The organism is Tellurirhabdus rosea (assembly GCF_026278345.1).
Classification (GTDB): domain Bacteria; phylum Bacteroidota; class Bacteroidia; order Cytophagales; family Spirosomataceae; genus Tellurirhabdus; species Tellurirhabdus rosea.
On the sequence record NZ_CP111085.1, the window covers coordinates 3,048,296 to 3,064,239 of the forward strand.

Sequence of the window (15,944 nt, forward strand, 5' to 3'; positions counted from 1 at the left end):
AGGGAGTAATTCTTTAACGAAATGAAAAACTTACCCCAATTCAACACCTACTTTCGCGCACTGCTGGCGGGAACGCTCCTGCTCTTCGGCCAGGCGTGCAGCGAGGAGTTTCTGGACAAGCGTCCGCAGGGCGAACAGGTCACGGAAGATTTCTTCAATAGTCAGGAAGGCGCGGTGCGGGCGACCAACGCCATCTACTGGCAGCTGCGCCAGTGGCCGACCCACGTCTTTTCGTTCATCGGTGTCTCAAGCATTACCTCGGATGATGCCGAGAAGGGCAGTGAGCCAAACGATGCCATCTTTCTGAACGAATTTGACCAGTTCACCGTCTCGCCGACCAACTCCGGTCTGAACGATTTCTGGACCGGGCAGTACCTCGGCATTGCCAAAGCAAATCAGGTTATCCAGCGCGTGCCAGCGATCCAGATGGACACCACCCTGCGTTCGCGGCTGATCGGCGAGGCCCGGATGCTGCGGGCTTACTTCTACTTCAATCTGGTCCGCACGTTTGGCGGTGTGCCGCTGATTACAGCCATCCAGGGCGACGAGGCCCCGGCCACGCCCCGCTCCACGCGCGAACAGACGTACCAGCAGATCGAAACGGATTTACGGGCGGCTATCGCGGTCTTACCCGAAAAATCGCAGTACCCAACCACGGAGCTGGGCCGGGCGACCCGGGGCGCGGCCAAAGGCTTGCTGGCCAAAGTGTCGATGTACCAGGGCAAATGGCCGCAGGTGCTGCAACTCACCGATGAAATCATGAAGTCCGGCGAATACGACCTGTCGACGCCTTACGAAGTGATTTTTACCGAAGCGGGGGAAAATAGCCGGGAATCCGTATTTGAAGTCCAGGCGGCGGCCCTGCCCCAGTGCGGCGGCGGGTCACAGTACGCCGAAGTGCAGGGTGTCCGTTCGGCGCAGGCCGGACTGGGCTGGGGCTTTAACGTCCCGACCCAGGACCTGTTCAATGCCTACGAAACCGGTGATCCGCGCCGGGACGCGACGTTTCTGGTGCGCGGCGAAACGACCCGCGACGGCTACACGGTTCCGCAGACGGCCATCAACCCGTATTACAACCAGAAAGCCTACGTGGGCCTGAACGAGAGCCGGTCGCCGTGCGGACTGGGCGATTCCGGCAAAAACATCCGGCTGCTGCGGTATGCCGACATCGTGCTCATGTACGCCGAAGCGGCGAATGAACTGAACCAGACCCCGGCCGCCCTGACAGCTCTGAACTCGGTAAGGGCGCGGGCACGGGGCAGCAGCACGACGGTCCTGCCCAACGTGACGGCAACCGACCGGACGCAGGTCCGGAATGCCATCTGGCGCGAACGGCGCGTGGAACTGGCGATGGAGCACGACCGCTTCTGGGATCTGGTGCGTCAGGGACGGGCTGCCGAGGTGCTTCGGGCTGCCGGAAAGCAGTTCATGCAGAACCGAAACGAAATCATGCCGATTCCGCAGCAGCAGATCGACGCCAGCGGCAACGTACTGACGCAAAACCCCGGCTATTGACAGGACTTCACCAGCGGGGCGCCGGTCGAGAACGGCGCCCCGCTGGTCAAAATAAGTGAATCATGATTCGAGCGTTTACCCTTCTTTTTCTGATTTCCCTGAATTGCCGCGCCCAGCAACCGGCGGCTCCGGCCAACGAGTACAGCGAGTACCTCGAAACGGTACAGAAAGCGACCTTTCGTTATTTCTGGGACTTTGGTCATCCGGTTTCCGGGCTGGCTCCCGAGCGGACGGCGACACCCAACATCGTCACCACGGGCGGAACGGGTTTCGGCATCATGGCCATTGTCGTGGGTGCCGAGCGGGGCTGGGTCACCCGGGCTGAGGCCGCCCAGCGGATGCAGAAGATTGTTGGTTTTCTGGAAAAAAGCGACCGCTTCCACGGCGTCTGGCCCCACTGGCTCGACGGACGCAGCGGCAAAGTCGTGCCCTTTTCGCAATACGACGACGGCGGTGACCTGGTCGAAACGGCTTTCCTCGTCAATGGCCTGCTGAGCGCCCGGGCGTATTTTACCCAGAATACTGCGGTGGAAAAGGATGTCCGCCAGCGGATCGAAAAGCTGTGGCGGGAGGTCGAATGGGACTGGCACGTGCAGAACGGGAAACTGCTCTGGCACTGGTCGCCGAACCACGGCTGGAAGATGAACCACCCGATTCGCGGCTTCGACGAAACGATCATTACGTACGTGCTGGCGCTGGGTTCGCCCACGCACGCCATTCCACCGACTGTTTACGAGAATACCTACAAACAGAGCAGCTACTACAAAAACGGCAACACCTATTTCGGCTACCGGCTGCCGCTCGGGATGGACATGGGCGGGCCGCTGTTCTTCACGCACTACTCGTACCTGAGTCTGGACCCGCGCCTGATGCAGGACGACAACACGTACTACTGGACACAGAATCTGCACCACACCCTCATAAACCGGGCCCATTGCCTTCAGCCCCGGCAGGCCATGTACGGCTATGGCCCCGGCAACTGGGGTCTGACCGCCAGCGACGATTACAACTTCTACGACGCCCACTCGCCGACCAACGACAACGGAACCATCAGCCCCACGGCGGCCCTTTCGGCCTTTCCGTACACGCCGTACTACTCCATGCAGGTTTTACGCAATCTGTACCTGCGGGAAGGGAGCCGGCTTTTCGGGCCGTACGGCTTTTACGATGCCTATCACAAAAACCTGAACTGGTACTCCAACCAGTACCTGGCCATCGATCAGGGTCCGATTGTGGTCATGATGGAAAATTACCGCTCCGGCCTGATCTGGAAACTCGGGGAACGAACGCCCGAACTCTGGACGGGTCTGGAAAAGATGGGTATCCGCAAGCCGGTGCATCCGACCAGTTTCTACGCCTACGCGCCAGACTTCCGCACGGGTTACGTCGACCTCTGGAAGCACCCGGACCGGGGCGCTTTCGTCCTCGATTTTGCCGTAAAAGGGGCTTCGCCCGTTTCGCTGAACGTACTGGACGAAACGGGAAAGCCGGTCCGGAAGCTAATCGACAACCAGGCCTACGCGGAGGGAATGCACCAGTTGACGTTCCAGTTGCCACAGGGGAAATACACGTTTGAACTGACGCAGGGAGCCGACCGGCAGCAGGTCCGCCTGTTCCTGCACCAGGGCGTGGATACGAACTAACCCGCTTCCGGGCTGGGGAGTGAAAAACGCAATATTTTTTGGCCGTCCTGCACCAAGTATGTAACGCATTGCGTTTTTTTGGTGTTTGTGATTCAGTAAGGCCCGTAAACAAACCCCCACATGAACGACCGCTTCAAACTCTGGCTCAAACGCGTCGGCTGGTTGGGCTTTCTGTTTTTCCTCATCAAAGGACTGCTCTGGCTGATTGTTCCCGTTCTGATTGCGCAGGGCTTGATTTCTTGCTAAGCCGTAAAGCTTTTGTTTTCAGGTGTTAAACATCCATTAACTTTCTTCCGGGCTGAAAGCAAACCTTTTTTTGTTAATTGTTTTTCAGTAACTTTGCGTCCTGATTTGCCAAGGTGCGTCCGCATGGCGGTCAAATCAGGACATTTTCAACGAATCAACACTAAGTTTTTCATAGACGAATGGCTCGCGATTTAAGATTCACGAGGAACATCGGTATCGCTGCGCACATTGATGCGGGTAAGACGACCACGACCGAACGTATCCTCTATTACGCCGGTGTCAGCCACAAGATTGGTGAAGTACACGACGGTGCCGCTACCATGGACTGGATGGAGCAGGAGCAGGAGCGTGGTATCACGATTACCTCCGCTGCAACGACCGTAAACTGGACCTACCGGGACCAGAAATACCACATCAACATCATCGACACGCCGGGTCACGTTGACTTCACCGTAGAAGTAAACCGCTCCCTGCGCGTTCTGGATGGTCTGGTGTTCCTCTTCAGCGCCGTTGACGGCGTCGAGCCGCAGTCAGAAACCAACTGGCGTCTGGCCAACAACTACAACGTTGCCCGGATTGGCTTCGTAAACAAGATGGACCGCGCTGGCGCGGATTTCCTGAACGTTTGCAACCAGGTAAAAGAAATGCTGGGCAGCTACGCAGTACCCCTGCAGCTCCCGATTGGTGCCGAGGACGAGTTCGAGGGCGTTGTTGACCTCGTCAACTTCCGCGGTATCAAGTGGAACGAAAGCGACAAAGGTATGACCTTTGAAGTCGTTCCCATTCCGGACGACATGATCGACGAAGCAACCGAATGGCGCGAGAAACTGCTCGAAGCCGTGGCCGAGTTCGACGATACCCTGATGGAGAAATACTTCGAAGATCCGAACTCCATCACGGAAGACGAAATTCTGGCCGCCCTGCGTCAGGCGACGATCAGCATGAAGATCGTTCCGATGCTGTGTGGTTCTTCGTTCAAGAACAAAGGCGTTCAGACGATGCTCGATTACGTGATGGCCCTGCTGCCGTCGCCGCTCGACAAAGAAAGCATCAAAGGAACGAACCCGGACACCGGCGCCGAAATCTCACGCAAGCCGAGCTCCGACGATCCGTTCACGGCTCTGGCGTTTAAGATTGCTACGGACCCCTACGTTGGCCGTCTGTGCTTTATCCGTTCGTACTCCGGTACGCTGGAATCCGGCTCATACGTTCTGAACAACCGTTCAGGCAACAAGGAGCGTATCTCGCGTATCTTCCAGATGCACGCCAACAAGCAGAACCAGATCGATCGTCTGGAAGCTGGCGACATCGGTGCCGTAGTAGGTTTCAAAGACATCAAGACGGGCGATACCCTGTCGGACGAGAAGCATCCGATCGTTCTGGAATCCATGGTATTCCCGGATCCGGTTATCGGTTACGCCATCGAGCCGAAAAAATCGGCTGACCAAGACAACTTCTCGAAGGCTATCGGTAAGCTGATCGAAGAAGACCCGACCCTGAAAGTTGAGTCGGACGAAGAAACCGGCCAGACGATCATCCGCGGGATGGGTGAGCTTCACCTTGAAATCATCATCGACCGGATGCGTCGTGAATTCAAGGTAGAAGTAAACCAGGGCGCGCCGCAGGTAGCTTACAAAGAAACCCTGACGAAGAACTTCGAACACCGCGAGGTGTACAAGAAGCAGACGGGTGGTCGCGGTAAGTTTGCCGACATCGTGTTCGAAATCATGCCGGGCGAAGAAGGCAAGCCGGGTCTGGAGTTCGTAAACGGCATCGTTGGTGGTGTGATTCCCCGTGAATTCATCCCGGCCATCGAAAAAGGCTTCCGCGAAGCCATGTCAAACGGCCCGCTGGCTGGTTACCCGCTGGATTCGATGAAAATTCGTCTGTTCCACGGTTCCTTCCACGACGTTGACTCCGATTCACTGTCGTTCGAACTGGCGGCTCGTATGGGCTTCCGTGAGGCAGCCAAGAACGCCGGTCCGAAACTGCTCGAACCGATCATGGCGGTTGAAGTGCTGACGCCGGAAGAATACACCGGTCCGATCACGGGTGACCTGAACCGTCGCCGGGGCATCATGAAAGGCATGGATACCCGCGCTGGCTCGCAGGTGATCAAGGCTGACGTTCCCCTGTCGGAACTGTTCGGCTACGTAACCGACCTGCGTACGATCTCTTCCGGTCGTGCCACGGCCAACCTGACCTTCTCGCACTACGAGCAGGTTCCGACCAACCTGGCCGAAGGCATTGTAGCGAAGTCAAAGGGTGCTGTTCGCGCCCAATAATTTTGAATGATGAATGTTGAATTGGGAATGATAGGTCTGTTTAGATATTCTTCATAATTCAACATTCATCATCCACTATTCAAAATAGGCTGCGTTGCCGGAGTAAATGGTCCTTTCGGCGGCGGGCGACCTGTCGGGAACGGGTTATTTTCTATCAGGACCACTCATTACCATGAATCAAAAAATTCGGATCAAACTGAAGTCGTTCGACCACATGCTGGTTGATAAGTCGGCTGAGAAAATCGTGAAGGCAGTAAAATCGACGGGTGCCGTGGTGAACGGTCCGATTCCCCTGCCGACCGATAAGGAAATCTTTACCGTTCTGCGTTCTCCGCACGTGAACAAGAAGTCACGCGAGCAGTTCCAGTTGTGCACTTACAAGCGCCTGGTAGACATCTACTCGACGAGCGCCAAGACGGTTGACGCGCTGATGAAGCTCGAACTGCCGAGCGGCGTTGACGTGGAAATCAAAGTATAGTTTTCTGGTCGATACGACTCCAGACGAGATAAGAAGCCACCGGGACGAAAACTCCGGTGGTTTTTTGTTTTTTACTGATTTTTAATGAGGTAGTACTTTTTTTCTGAAAAAACTCTTTCTATATTTGCAGGCCGAATAAAAAAGCTTATTGCTTTCAAAAACATAACGCGGATGAAGGTCCCCTGCGGAAACCACATCTGACTTTGTCCGGTAAGGCCTCTTCGGAAGCCTGCACCGAACGCATAGGTCAGGTGTTCTACGCCTGGCCTTTTTTGTTGAAAAAACACGTTATTTTTTGACAATTAAGCAGATACGGGTTGCAATATGGCCGGTTAATCCCTAATTTTGCACTCCGTTTTTTTATTTGTTTCATTTAATTTCCTGCTTTACAACAACTTACCATGTCTGGTTTAATTGGAAAAAAGATTGGGATGACCAGTCTGTACAATGCTGACGGGCAGGCTCTGGCATGTACAGTGATTGAGGCCGGTCCTTGCGTTGTCACGCAAGTGAAGACGCAGGAGAAGGACGGCTACACGGCCATCCAGCTCGGCTACGGCGAGAAGAAAGAAAAGCGCACGACGCAGCAGCTTCTCGGCCACTTCAAAAAGGCCAACACAACTCCCAAGCGCAAGCTGGTTGAGTTCAAGGAGTTCGAGCAGCAGCTCGCTCTGGGTCAAACACTGTCAGTGACGGACGTCTTCACGGAAGGCGACTTCCTCGATGTAGTCGGAACGGCGAAAGGCCGCGGTTTCCAGGGCGTTGTGAAACGCCACGGCTTCGGCGGGGTAGGCGGTCAGACGCACGGTCAGCACAACCGTGCCCGGCACCCGGGTTCGATCGGTGCCTGTTCATTCCCCTCACGTGTGTTCAAAGGGCTGCGTATGGCAGGCCGGATGGGCAACAACCGGGTAAAGGTTCAAAACCTCCGCGTCCTGCGCGTTCTGCCTGAGCAAAACCTGATCGTGATCAGCGGTTCGGTGCCGGGTGCAAAAAATTCGTTCGTCATCTTAGAGAAATAGCCTTATGGAATTGTCAGTATATAACTCGAAAGGCGAAGAGACGGGCAAGAAAGTGAACCTGTCAGACGCCATCTTCGGTATCGAGCCGAACGAGCACGCGATCTATCTGGACGTTAAACAGTACCTCGCCAACCAGCGCCAGGGTACGCACAAAGCGAAAGAGCGCGGCGAGAACGCCCACTCAACCCGCAAAATCAAGAAGCAGAAAGGAACGGGCGGTGCCCGCGCCGGCAGCATCAAGTCGCCGGTATTCGTCGGTGGTGGTACCATCTTTGGTCCCCGTCCGCGCGATTATTCTTTCAAGCTGAACAAGAAAGTGAAGCAACTGGCCCGTAAGTCAGCTTTCGCCGCGAAGGCGCAGGCCAACAGCGTGTCCGTTCTCGAAGACTTCACGCTGGAAGCACCCCGTACAAAAGCATACATCGATTTCCTGAATGCTTTTCAGGCAGCGGAAACCAAAACGCTGCTCATCCTGCCGGACGTAAACACGAACGTGGTTCTGTCGAGCCGCAACCTGAAAAAGGCGAAAGTCGTAACGGCGGATACTGTGAACACCTATGACCTGATGCACGCCGACCGGCTGCTCATCAGCGAAGGCGCGCTGTCGAAGTTAGAATCTCTTCTTGCGGAATAAGCCATGAACGTACTGAAAAGACCGATTATTACGGAAAAAATGACGGCTCTGAACAAACAGGGCAAATATGGCTTCGAAGTTACGCTGAACGCCAACAAAATCGAGATCAAGAAAGAGATCGAGAAAATGTACGGTGTGAAGGTAGCCGACGTGTGCACGATGCGGGTCATCGGCCACACGAAGTCGAAAAGCACGAAGAAAGGGGTAACGTCCGGCCGCACGTCAACGACGAAGAAAGCCATCGTTACGCTGGCGGAAGGCGAAGTTCTGGACATCTACGCCGAAATCTAAGGGGTTCTAACCACGAAGTCAAAACGCACAAGTAATGGCTGTTAAGAAACTGAAACCAACAACGCCGAGCCAACGTTTCCGCGTGGCCCCGGACTTTTCCGACGTCACGACGAACGTGCCGGAGAAGAGCTTGTTGATCTCGATAAAGAAAACCGGTGGCCGTAACAACCAGGGCCGCCGTTCCATGCGCTACATCGGTGGCGGTCACAAGCAACAGTACCGGATTATCGACTTCAAGCGTGACAAGGCGGGTGTTCCGGCCACGGTCAAGACGATCGAATACGATCCGCACCGTTCGGCCCGTATCGCCCTGCTGTTCTACGCAGATGGCGAAAAGCGCTACATCATCGCCCCGCAGGGCCTGACCGTCGGTCAGAAAATCGTTTCCGGTCCGGACGTTGCTCCGGAAGTTGGTAACGCGCTGCCGCTGGGGTCCATGCCGATTGGTACGATTATCCACAATGTCGAGCTGCACCCGGGCAAGGGCGGTGCGCTGGTCCGCTCAGCCGGTACCTACGCCCAGCTGGTCGCTCGTGAAGACAAGTACTCTGTACTGCGTATGCCGTCAGGCGAGCAGCGTCGGGTTCTGTCTACCTGCATGGCAACGGTAGGTTCGGTATCAAACCCCGACCACATGAACGTCAGCATCGGTAAGGCAGGTCGTAGCCGCTGGCTGGGTATCCGGCCGCGCGTTCGTGGTGTAGCGATGAACCCGATCGATCACCCGATGGGTGGTGGTGAAGGCCGCGCTTCCGGCGGACACCCGCGTTCACGTACGGGTCTGTACGCGAAAGGGAAGAAGACCCGTTCGCCGAAGAAGTACTCAGACCGACTGATTATTAGCAAACGCAAAAAATAAGACGTAAATGGCACGCTCACTTAAAAAAGGGCCCTATATAGATTTCCGTCTGGAGAAGAAGGTCGAAAACATGAACGACTCAGGCCGTAAGTCGGTCATCAAGACCTGGTCACGTCGTTCAATGATCTCTCCGGATTTCGTCGGCCATACGTTTGCTGTTCACAACGGCAACAAGTTCATCCCGGTATACGTAACGGAGAACATGGTCGGTCATAAACTGGGCGAATTCTCCCCCACCCGCAATTTCCGCGGTCACGTAGCGAAGAAGGACAAAGGCAGACGTTAATCAATGTAGAATTATGAATGAAGAATGTTGGATCAAAAAACATTCACAATTCAGAATTCACAATTCAGCACTAACAAATGGAAGCAATAGCAAAGCTCAAAGATGTGCCTTCGTCGCCTCGCAAAATGCGGCTTGTAGCCGATTTGATTCGTGGCCAGAAGGTAAGCAAAGCCCTCGGCATCCTGCGTTTTCAACCGCAGAGTGGTGCGAAGGTGATGGAAAAAGTTCTCCTGTCGGCCGTTGCTAACTGGCAGGTGAAAAACGAAGGCGAAAGCATTGAAGATGCCGACCTGGTCGTAAAGACGGTGTTCGTTGACGGCGGTCGTATGCTGAAGCGGCTTCGCCCGGCTCCCCAGGGTCGTGGCCACCGCATCCGCAAGCGCTCAAACCACATTACGCTGGTCGTTGACAGCGCGGCGCAGCCCCTGCTGACGATTGCAGAAGACGACACTACAGAGAACTCAGAAAAATAAGACAACAGAATGGGACAAAAAGTAAACCCCGTTGGTCTGCGGCTTGGCATCGTTAAAGGATGGGATTCAAGCTGGTATGGCGGTAAAGAATTTTCTGACAAGCTGGTTGAAGACGTTAAAATCCGTAAATATATCTCTGCCCGTATCCCGAAAGGCGCTATCGCCCGGGTGGTGATCGAGCGGACGCTGAAGCGGATTACGCTGACCATCCACACAGCCCGTCCGGGTATCGTAATCGGTAAAGGCGGTGGTGAAGTCGACAAGATCAAGGAAGAGCTGAAGAAGATTACTGGCAAAGACGTTCAGATCAACATCTTCGAAATCAAGCGTCCGGAAATCGACGCCAAACTCATCGGCGAAACGATTGCCCAGCAGCTGGAAGCCCGGATCTCGTATCGTCGCGCCATGAAGCAGGCCATCAGCTCTGCCATGCGCGTCGGAGCCCAGGGTATCAAGGTTCGCGTATCGGGTCGTCTGGGTGGTGCCGAAATCGCCCGCTCGGAGCAGTACAAAGAGGGACGTGTTCCTCTGCACACGCTGCGTGCCGACATCGATTACGCGCTCTCGGAAGCCCAGACGGTATACGGCAAGATCGGTATCAAAGTATGGGTCTTCAAAGGCGAAGTGTACGGCAAGCGTGACCTGTCTCCGGCCGCTCAACTGAGCGCAGCCCAGGCCGAGCGCGGCAACGACCGTGGCGACCGTCGCGGTGGTGATCGTGGCGACCGTCGGGGTGACCGCGGTGGTGAAGGCGAACGCGGCGATCGTCGCCGGGGTCGTAACGACAACCGTGGCGGACAAGGCGGCGGCGGCAACCGTGGCGGACAAGGCGGCGGTAATCGTGGCGGACAAGGCGGCGGCCAGCGTAGAAGATAACAAAACAGTCAACGGTCCTCAGTCTGTAAGTCCTCAGTCCCAGACTGACGACTGGCCGACTGGCCGACTGACGACTCTAATGACATACGACAATGTTACAACCAAGAAGAACCAAGTTTCGTAAGCAGCAGAAAGGGAAGATTAAGGGTCTCGCCACCCGCGGTCACCAGATTGCTTTCGGGTCGTTTGCGATCAAATCGCTGGAAGAAGGTTGGATCACGGCGCGCCAGATTGAAGCCGCTCGTATCTCCGTAACCCGTGCGATGAAACGGGAAGGCCAGGTCTGGATTCGTGTTTTCCCGGACAAGTCCATCACCAAGAAGCCGGCTGAAGTTCGGATGGGTAAAGGGAAAGGGGCCCCGGAATACTGGGTAGCCGTCATCAAGCCCGGAACCATTCTGTTCGAAGCGACCGGGGTACCCCTGGACGTGGCGCAGGAAGCCCTCCGTCTGGCAGCGCAGAAGCTGCCGGTTAAGACCAAGTTCGTCGTTCGTCGGGACTACCAGGAGCAGGAAGCCTAATCCCGTCTGGTTTAACGAAATAACAGATTAAGACCATGAAAAAGAACGATATCAAGGCGCTGTCGGTTGAGCAACTGAAAGAGCAGATTACGGCCGAAACGGATCGCCTGCAGAAACTGAAGTTTGCGCACGCGATTTCTCCCGTCGAAAACCCGATGCGGATTCGTCAGACGCGCCGGCTGATCGCTCAACTGAACACGGAACTGACGTCAAAAAGCCGTCAGGCCTAAGAAGACCAACCGATCAACTGATTTGATCCAATGGAGCAGCAAGAAAGAAATCTCAGAAAAGAACGTATCGGGGTAGTGGTAAGCAACAAGATGGAGAAGTCAATCACCGTCGCCGTTGACCGCAAAGTGAAACACCCGATGTACGGCAAATTTATGCACCGTACGAAGAAGTTTATGGCTCATGACGAACTCAACCAATGCGGAGTCGGTGATACGGTTCGCATCATGGAGACCCGTCCGCTGAGCAAGAACAAGCGCTGGCGTTTAGTCGAAATCCTCCAAAAAGCGAAGTAACCCATGGTACAGCAAGAATCACGTTTGAGCGTAGCCGATAATAGCGGCGCAAAAGAAGTGCTTGTGATCCGGGTTCTTGGCGGAACCGGCAAGCGCTACGCCTCGGTTGGCGATAAAATTGTAGTAACGGTGAAAGCGGCCCTTTCTTCCTCGAACATGAAGAAGGGAACGGTATCCAAAGCCGTTGTCGTGCGGACCAAGAAAGAAGTACGTCGCAAAGACGGTTCTTACATCCGCTTCGAAGATAACGCAGCCGTTCTGCTGAACAACAACGACGAGCCGCGGGGCACCCGTATCTTCGGACCCGTAGCGCGGGAGTTGCGCGAGAAGCAGTTTATGAAAATCGTTTCGTTGGCTCCAGAAGTACTCTAAGACATGAAGACAGTAGATAAACCCAAAAAGTTACACCTCAAATCAGGGGATACCGTGAAGGTGATCTCTGGTAACTCAAAGGGTCAGACCGGCAAAATTCTGCGCGTGCTGGTAGACAAGCAGCGGGCTGTTGTGGAAGGGGTGAACATGATCACCAAACACATCAAACCGTCGGCCGCCAACCCGCAGGGTAGCCTCGAGAAAAAGGAAGGTACGATCCACATCAGCAACCTGATGGTGATTGATCCCGCTACTGGCGAAGCTTCACGCACGGGCCGGAAACTGAACGATAAAGGCAAGTTGCAGCGGTTCTCAAAGAAGTCTGGCAACTTCATCTAAGATCAGGTTTTGGACATTTAAAGCGGAAAAACAGTGGCAACTCCGAGACTCAAAGAGAAATATCTGAACGAAGTCGTTCCTCAACTGAAGGAACGCTTTCAATACACCAGCGTAATGCAGGTACCCCGTCTGACGAAGATCGTCCTGAACAAAGGTATCGGCGCCGCCGTGGCGGACAAGAAGCTGGTTGACATTGGTGTGGACGAACTGACGCAGATTACCGGTCAGAAAGCCATGCCGACGCTGTCGAAGAAGGCAGTATCAAACTTCAAACTGCGGGAGAACATGCCCATCGGTGCGAAGGTGACGCTGCGCGGTGCAAAGATGTTCGAATTCCTGGACCGGCTGACGGCTGTCGCTCTGCCCCGGGTTCGTGACTTCAAAGGCATCAGCGAAAAAGGCTTCGACGGACGTGGTAACTACACGTTTGGCGTTAAAGAACAGATTATCTTCCCGGAAATCCAGATCGACAAAGTGAACCGGATTTCGGGTATGGACATCACGTTCGTAACTACGGCCAACACCGACGAAGAGAGCTACGAGCTGCTCAAGGCGCTGGGAATGCCGTTTGCCAATATCAAGAAATAAGTTCGTCAGACCTCGAACAACAGAAACATGGCAAAAGAATCAATCAAAGCAAGAGAACGCAAGCGGGAACGGCTGGTTGCCAAGTATGCCGCCAAGCGGACTGCGTTGAAAGAAGCCGGTGACTACCTGGCCCTGGACAAACTGCCGCGCAACGCTTCGCCGGTACGTCTGCATAACCGTTGTAAGCTGACCGGCCGTCCGCGGGGATATATGCGGAAGTTCGGAATCTCACGGGTAACGTTCCGCGAAATGGCTTCGGCCGGTCGCATCCCGGGTGTAACGAAGTCAAGCTGGTAATCAGGTTTTAACAGTTCGACGTTTCGTAATTAGAAAACGATTCCGTAATTTTGCAAGCCCATTTAAAAACGGTGCGCCGTTACCTGGGTTTGCGTTAATAATCAGGACGAAATGAACACTGATCCAATAGCAGATTATCTGACTCGCATCAGAAATGCAATCCGTGCCAAGCACCGGGTTGTTGAAATTCCTGCTTCCAATATAAAGAAGGAGATCACGAAGGTACTCTTCGACAAAGGTTACATCCAGAACTACAAGTTCGATGAGACCGGTCCGCAGGGAACCATCAAAATCGCCCTTAAGTACAATCCGGTATCGAAGCAGCCGGCTATCGTAGACCTTCAGCGCGTAAGCAAGCCGGGTCTGCGCCAGTACCGTGCCCACGACGAATTGCCGCGTGTACTGAACGGTCTGGGTATCGCTATCCTGTCTACGTCGAAAGGCGTCATGTCCGACAAGGAAGCCCGTACGCTGAACGTAGGCGGTGAAGTATTGTGTTACGTATACTAATCGGAAACCATGTCACGCGTAGGTAATAAAGTAATTGCACTGCCGGAGAAGGTGTCGGTCGAGGTCGGTAGCGGCAACGTCGTTACGGTAAAAGGCCCGAAAGGTACTCTTACTCAGACCATCAACCCGGAGATCCAGGTTGAAATAACCGACGGCCAACTGAAAGTGGTTCGTCCGAGCGAACAGAAGCGCCACAAAGCCATGCACGGTCTGTACCGGGCACTGGTCAACAACATGGTAACGGGTGTCAGCACGGGCTACCGGATCGAACTCGAAATCATCGGGGTTGGTTACAAGGCATCCAACCAGGGCCAGGTTCTTGAACTGAACCTGGGCTACTCCCACAACATCTTCGTTCTGGTTCCGACCGAACTGAAAGTAACGACGGTAACGGAGAAAGGTCAGAACCCGAAAGTTATTCTGGAAGGGATCGACAAGCAACTGATCGGCGAAGTAGCGGCTAAAATTAAGTCGCTGCGCAAAGTTGAGCCGTACAAAGGAAAAGGTATCCGGTTCGTGGGTGAAGTTGTTCGCCGCAAAGCTGGTAAGTCTGCTTCCAAGAAGTAATCGGTGAACCATATAATAAGCACAGACGAAAATGGCTGTCACAAAAGAAAGCAGAAGACTGCGTATTAAGCATACAATCCGGAGAAAAGTGGCCGGTACGTCCGAGCGTCCGCGCCTGTCGGTTTTCCGTTCGAACGCCCGTATCTACGCCCAGATCATCGACGATTCGGAAGGCCGTACCCTGGCCGCTGCGTCATCAGTCGAAATCGTAGGCAAGGATAAAAAAGGAGCGAACGTAGACGTTGCCAAGCAGGTAGGTCAGAAACTGGCCGAGAAAGCGGTAGCAAGCGGAATCACGGCGGTTGTCTTTGACCGGAACGGTTATTTGTATCACGGAAAAGTTAAGGCTCTGGCCGATGGCGCCCGCGAAGGTGGCCTTCAATTCTAAGCAAAAACAATGGTAACGAATACAAGACCCGCTAAGGTAAACGAGTCCGAACTGAAAGAGAAAGTCGTCGCTATCAACCGCGTTGCGAAGGTAGTGAAAGGCGGTCGTCGCTTCAGCTTCGCGGCAATCGTGGTGGTCGGCGACGGCAACGGTGTAGTCGGCTACGGTCTGGGCAAAGCGAACGAAGTAACGGACGCGATTGCCAAAGGAATTGAAGATGCCAAGAAAAACCTCGTTCAGGTTCCGCTGCTGAAGCACACGGTTCCCCACGAAATGGAAGGCAAATTCAGCGGCGGCTTCGTCCTGCTGAAACCGGCCTCTCCGGGTACGGGTGTAATCGCCGGTGGTGCCATGCGCGCCGTCCTCGAAAGCGCCGGCATCCGCGACGTACTGGCAAAATCGAAAGGTTCGTCGAACCCCCACAACGTGGTGAAGGCAACCATCGACGCGCTGCTGAAGATGCGGGCTCCGCACCAGGTAGCGTTCCAGCGCAGCGTTAATCTGTCAAAGGTTTTCAACGGCTAAGAACAAAAAAGTATGGCACGCGTTAAAATCACACAGGTTCGCAGCATCATCGACCGTCCGCAGACCCAGAAGCAGGCAATCAAGATGCTGGGCCTCGGCAAGATCAACCGCTACGTTGAGCTGGAGCTGAACGATTCGGTTGCCGGAGTTATCCGGAAAGTACAACATTTGGTGAAGATCGAAGAAATCTAATAATACCATGAACTTAAGCTCTCTGAAACCGGCATCGGGCTCAGTCCGTGATAACAAGCGGGTTGGCCGTGGTACAGGGTCGGGCATGGGTGGAACTTCTACCCGTGGTCACAAAGGTGCTCAGTCCCGTTCAGGTTATAGCGCGAAGAAAAACTTCGAAGGTGGTCAGATGCCTATCCAGCGTCGTCTGCCGAAGTTTGGCTTCAAGAACCCGAACCGCGTTGAGTTTAAGCCTGTCAACCTTGACACGCTGCAGGCACTGGCTGAAAAGACCGGCTCAACGGTCATCAGCCGTGAAATAATGCTGTCGAATGGTCTGATCGGTAAAAACGACAAGATAAAGGTACTGAGCCGGGGCGAACTGACGACGGCGGTTGAAGTTTCAGCCGATGCGTTCTCAGCAAAAGCTGCCGAAGCAATCGAAAAAGCAGGCGGGAAAGCCGTCAAGCTGTAAGCGCCCACTTGTCCGGTTAGGATTCCCTGACGAAAAGTTGTAACTTTGGACAAGTGGCC

At 54.6% G+C, this 15,944-nt stretch carries 25 protein-coding genes; all 25 read left to right on the top strand.

What is annotated here, in order from left to right:
• The first annotated feature begins 21 nt into the window (after positions 1-21).
• The 25 genes from ORG26_RS12820 (at position 22) to rplO (ending at position 15,885) form a co-directional block, all read left to right on the top strand.
• Positions 22-1,515: a RagB/SusD family nutrient uptake outer membrane protein gene (locus tag ORG26_RS12820; protein WP_266362325.1), complete on the top strand. Its 1,494-nt coding sequence runs from the start codon at positions 22-24 to the stop codon at positions 1,513-1,515.
• A gap of 62 nt (positions 1,516-1,577) precedes the next feature.
• The gene (locus tag ORG26_RS12825) at positions 1,578-3,158 is read left to right on the top strand and encodes a glucoamylase family protein (protein WP_266362327.1); all 1,581 of its coding nucleotides are present in this window, start codon (positions 1,578-1,580) and stop codon (positions 3,156-3,158) included.
• A gap of 120 nt (positions 3,159-3,278) precedes the next feature.
• Positions 3,279-3,404 (top strand): hypothetical protein, encoded by a 126-nt coding sequence (locus ORG26_RS12830; RefSeq protein ID WP_266362329.1) that lies wholly within the window; start codon positions 3,279-3,281, stop codon positions 3,402-3,404.
• A 179-nt stretch (positions 3,405-3,583) separates the two neighbouring features.
• Positions 3,584-5,689, top strand: a complete 2,106-nt coding sequence (gene fusA / locus ORG26_RS12835; protein ID WP_266362330.1) for an elongation factor G — start codon at positions 3,584-3,586, stop codon at positions 5,687-5,689.
• Between the two features lie 172 nt (positions 5,690-5,861).
• Positions 5,862-6,167 (top strand): 30S ribosomal protein S10, encoded by a 306-nt coding sequence (gene rpsJ / locus ORG26_RS12840; RefSeq protein WP_234736410.1) that lies wholly within the window; start codon positions 5,862-5,864, stop codon positions 6,165-6,167.
• A gap of 401 nt (positions 6,168-6,568) precedes the next feature.
• Complete coding sequence (gene rplC / locus ORG26_RS12845) at positions 6,569-7,189, top strand: 50S ribosomal protein L3 (protein WP_266362334.1); 621 nt, start codon at positions 6,569-6,571, stop codon at positions 7,187-7,189.
• 4 nt (positions 7,190-7,193) lie between these two features.
• Positions 7,194-7,823, top strand: coding sequence for a 50S ribosomal protein L4 (gene rplD / locus ORG26_RS12850; RefSeq protein ID WP_266362336.1), 630 nt, complete (start codon positions 7,194-7,196; stop codon positions 7,821-7,823).
• A gap of 3 nt (positions 7,824-7,826) precedes the next feature.
• The gene (gene rplW / locus ORG26_RS12855; RefSeq protein WP_266362338.1) at positions 7,827-8,114 is read left to right on the top strand and encodes a 50S ribosomal protein L23; all 288 of its coding nucleotides are present in this window, start codon (positions 7,827-7,829) and stop codon (positions 8,112-8,114) included.
• Positions 8,115-8,148: 34 nt separating this feature from the next.
• Positions 8,149-8,973 (top strand): 50S ribosomal protein L2, encoded by an 825-nt coding sequence (gene rplB / locus ORG26_RS12860; protein WP_266362340.1) that lies wholly within the window; start codon positions 8,149-8,151, stop codon positions 8,971-8,973.
• Between the two features lie 7 nt (positions 8,974-8,980).
• On the top strand, positions 8,981-9,259 hold the full coding sequence (gene rpsS, locus ORG26_RS12865) for a 30S ribosomal protein S19 (protein ID WP_266362341.1): 279 nt from the start codon (positions 8,981-8,983) through the stop codon (positions 9,257-9,259).
• A 77-nt stretch (positions 9,260-9,336) separates the two neighbouring features.
• Positions 9,337-9,732, top strand: coding sequence for a 50S ribosomal protein L22 (gene rplV, locus ORG26_RS12870; RefSeq protein ID WP_266362342.1), 396 nt, complete (start codon positions 9,337-9,339; stop codon positions 9,730-9,732).
• Positions 9,733-9,741: 9 nt separating this feature from the next.
• Positions 9,742-10,608: a 30S ribosomal protein S3 gene (gene rpsC / locus ORG26_RS12875; RefSeq protein WP_266362343.1), complete on the top strand. Its 867-nt coding sequence runs from the start codon at positions 9,742-9,744 to the stop codon at positions 10,606-10,608.
• A gap of 92 nt (positions 10,609-10,700) precedes the next feature.
• Positions 10,701-11,129, top strand: a complete 429-nt coding sequence (gene rplP, locus ORG26_RS12880) for a 50S ribosomal protein L16 (RefSeq protein ID WP_266362344.1) — start codon at positions 10,701-10,703, stop codon at positions 11,127-11,129.
• A 35-nt stretch (positions 11,130-11,164) separates the two neighbouring features.
• Positions 11,165-11,359 carry a 50S ribosomal protein L29 gene (gene rpmC, locus ORG26_RS12885; RefSeq protein WP_266362345.1) on the top strand — a complete coding sequence of 65 codons (195 nt, stop codon included), beginning with the start codon at positions 11,165-11,167 and terminating at the stop codon, positions 11,357-11,359.
• A gap of 30 nt (positions 11,360-11,389) precedes the next feature.
• Positions 11,390-11,653 carry a 30S ribosomal protein S17 gene (gene rpsQ / locus ORG26_RS12890; protein WP_266362346.1) on the top strand — a complete coding sequence of 88 codons (264 nt, stop codon included), beginning with the start codon at positions 11,390-11,392 and terminating at the stop codon, positions 11,651-11,653.
• A 3-nt stretch (positions 11,654-11,656) separates the two neighbouring features.
• The gene (gene rplN, locus ORG26_RS12895; RefSeq protein WP_266362347.1) at positions 11,657-12,025 is read left to right on the top strand and encodes a 50S ribosomal protein L14; all 369 of its coding nucleotides are present in this window, start codon (positions 11,657-11,659) and stop codon (positions 12,023-12,025) included.
• A 3-nt stretch (positions 12,026-12,028) separates the two neighbouring features.
• Positions 12,029-12,364 carry a 50S ribosomal protein L24 gene (gene rplX, locus ORG26_RS12900; protein ID WP_266362348.1) on the top strand — a complete coding sequence of 112 codons (336 nt, stop codon included), beginning with the start codon at positions 12,029-12,031 and terminating at the stop codon, positions 12,362-12,364.
• A gap of 33 nt (positions 12,365-12,397) precedes the next feature.
• A complete protein-coding gene (rplE, locus tag ORG26_RS12905; RefSeq protein WP_266362349.1) occupies positions 12,398-12,952 on the top strand; it encodes a 50S ribosomal protein L5 in 555 nt (184 codons plus the stop codon).
• Between the two features lie 27 nt (positions 12,953-12,979).
• The gene (gene rpsN / locus ORG26_RS12910; protein ID WP_266362350.1) at positions 12,980-13,249 is read left to right on the top strand and encodes a 30S ribosomal protein S14; all 270 of its coding nucleotides are present in this window, start codon (positions 12,980-12,982) and stop codon (positions 13,247-13,249) included.
• Positions 13,250-13,360: 111 nt separating this feature from the next.
• Positions 13,361-13,759, top strand: coding sequence for a 30S ribosomal protein S8 (gene rpsH / locus ORG26_RS12915; RefSeq protein WP_266362351.1), 399 nt, complete (start codon positions 13,361-13,363; stop codon positions 13,757-13,759).
• A gap of 9 nt (positions 13,760-13,768) precedes the next feature.
• The gene (gene rplF, locus ORG26_RS12920; RefSeq protein WP_266362353.1) at positions 13,769-14,326 is read left to right on the top strand and encodes a 50S ribosomal protein L6; all 558 of its coding nucleotides are present in this window, start codon (positions 13,769-13,771) and stop codon (positions 14,324-14,326) included.
• A gap of 31 nt (positions 14,327-14,357) precedes the next feature.
• Positions 14,358-14,714 carry a 50S ribosomal protein L18 gene (gene rplR, locus ORG26_RS12925; RefSeq protein WP_266362355.1) on the top strand — a complete coding sequence of 119 codons (357 nt, stop codon included), beginning with the start codon at positions 14,358-14,360 and terminating at the stop codon, positions 14,712-14,714.
• A 9-nt stretch (positions 14,715-14,723) separates the two neighbouring features.
• The gene (rpsE, locus tag ORG26_RS12930) at positions 14,724-15,239 is read left to right on the top strand and encodes a 30S ribosomal protein S5 (protein ID WP_266362357.1); all 516 of its coding nucleotides are present in this window, start codon (positions 14,724-14,726) and stop codon (positions 15,237-15,239) included.
• Between the two features lie 12 nt (positions 15,240-15,251).
• Positions 15,252-15,431 carry a 50S ribosomal protein L30 gene (gene rpmD / locus ORG26_RS12935; protein ID WP_266362359.1) on the top strand — a complete coding sequence of 60 codons (180 nt, stop codon included), beginning with the start codon at positions 15,252-15,254 and terminating at the stop codon, positions 15,429-15,431.
• A 7-nt stretch (positions 15,432-15,438) separates the two neighbouring features.
• Positions 15,439-15,885 carry a 50S ribosomal protein L15 gene (gene rplO, locus ORG26_RS12940; RefSeq protein WP_266362361.1) on the top strand — a complete coding sequence of 149 codons (447 nt, stop codon included), beginning with the start codon at positions 15,439-15,441 and terminating at the stop codon, positions 15,883-15,885.
• The last annotated feature ends 59 nt before the right edge of the window (positions 15,886-15,944 follow it).

What these genes read in the sequence shown, in the direction of transcription:
- ORG26_RS12820 (WP_266362325.1), top strand. Translation starts at nt 22, where the DNA reads ATGAAAAACTTACCCCAATTCAACACCTACTTTCGCGCACTGCTGGCG.
- ORG26_RS12825 (WP_266362327.1), top strand. Translation starts at nt 1,578, where the DNA reads ATGATTCGAGCGTTTACCCTTCTTTTTCTGATTTCCCTGAATTGCCGC.
- ORG26_RS12830 (WP_266362329.1), top strand. Translation starts at nt 3,279, where the DNA reads ATGAACGACCGCTTCAAACTCTGGCTCAAACGCGTCGGCTGGTTGGGC.
- fusA (WP_266362330.1), top strand. Translation starts at nt 3,584, where the DNA reads ATGGCTCGCGATTTAAGATTCACGAGGAACATCGGTATCGCTGCGCAC.
- rpsJ (WP_234736410.1), top strand. Translation starts at nt 5,862, where the DNA reads ATGAATCAAAAAATTCGGATCAAACTGAAGTCGTTCGACCACATGCTG.
- rplC (WP_266362334.1), top strand. Translation starts at nt 6,569, where the DNA reads ATGTCTGGTTTAATTGGAAAAAAGATTGGGATGACCAGTCTGTACAAT.
- rplD (WP_266362336.1), top strand. Translation starts at nt 7,194, where the DNA reads ATGGAATTGTCAGTATATAACTCGAAAGGCGAAGAGACGGGCAAGAAA.
- rplW (WP_266362338.1), top strand. Translation starts at nt 7,827, where the DNA reads ATGAACGTACTGAAAAGACCGATTATTACGGAAAAAATGACGGCTCTG.
- rplB (WP_266362340.1), top strand. Translation starts at nt 8,149, where the DNA reads ATGGCTGTTAAGAAACTGAAACCAACAACGCCGAGCCAACGTTTCCGC.
- rpsS (WP_266362341.1), top strand. Translation starts at nt 8,981, where the DNA reads ATGGCACGCTCACTTAAAAAAGGGCCCTATATAGATTTCCGTCTGGAG.
- rplV (WP_266362342.1), top strand. Translation starts at nt 9,337, where the DNA reads ATGGAAGCAATAGCAAAGCTCAAAGATGTGCCTTCGTCGCCTCGCAAA.
- rpsC (WP_266362343.1), top strand. Translation starts at nt 9,742, where the DNA reads ATGGGACAAAAAGTAAACCCCGTTGGTCTGCGGCTTGGCATCGTTAAA.
- rplP (WP_266362344.1), top strand. Translation starts at nt 10,701, where the DNA reads ATGTTACAACCAAGAAGAACCAAGTTTCGTAAGCAGCAGAAAGGGAAG.
- rpmC (WP_266362345.1), top strand. Translation starts at nt 11,165, where the DNA reads ATGAAAAAGAACGATATCAAGGCGCTGTCGGTTGAGCAACTGAAAGAG.
- rpsQ (WP_266362346.1), top strand. Translation starts at nt 11,390, where the DNA reads ATGGAGCAGCAAGAAAGAAATCTCAGAAAAGAACGTATCGGGGTAGTG.
- rplN (WP_266362347.1), top strand. Translation starts at nt 11,657, where the DNA reads ATGGTACAGCAAGAATCACGTTTGAGCGTAGCCGATAATAGCGGCGCA.
- rplX (WP_266362348.1), top strand. Translation starts at nt 12,029, where the DNA reads ATGAAGACAGTAGATAAACCCAAAAAGTTACACCTCAAATCAGGGGAT.
- rpsN (WP_266362350.1), top strand. Translation starts at nt 12,980, where the DNA reads ATGGCAAAAGAATCAATCAAAGCAAGAGAACGCAAGCGGGAACGGCTG.
- rpsH (WP_266362351.1), top strand. Translation starts at nt 13,361, where the DNA reads ATGAACACTGATCCAATAGCAGATTATCTGACTCGCATCAGAAATGCA.
- rplF (WP_266362353.1), top strand. Translation starts at nt 13,769, where the DNA reads ATGTCACGCGTAGGTAATAAAGTAATTGCACTGCCGGAGAAGGTGTCG.
- rplR (WP_266362355.1), top strand. Translation starts at nt 14,358, where the DNA reads ATGGCTGTCACAAAAGAAAGCAGAAGACTGCGTATTAAGCATACAATC.
- rpsE (WP_266362357.1), top strand. Translation starts at nt 14,724, where the DNA reads ATGGTAACGAATACAAGACCCGCTAAGGTAAACGAGTCCGAACTGAAA.
- rpmD (WP_266362359.1), top strand. Translation starts at nt 15,252, where the DNA reads ATGGCACGCGTTAAAATCACACAGGTTCGCAGCATCATCGACCGTCCG.
- rplO (WP_266362361.1), top strand. Translation starts at nt 15,439, where the DNA reads ATGAACTTAAGCTCTCTGAAACCGGCATCGGGCTCAGTCCGTGATAAC.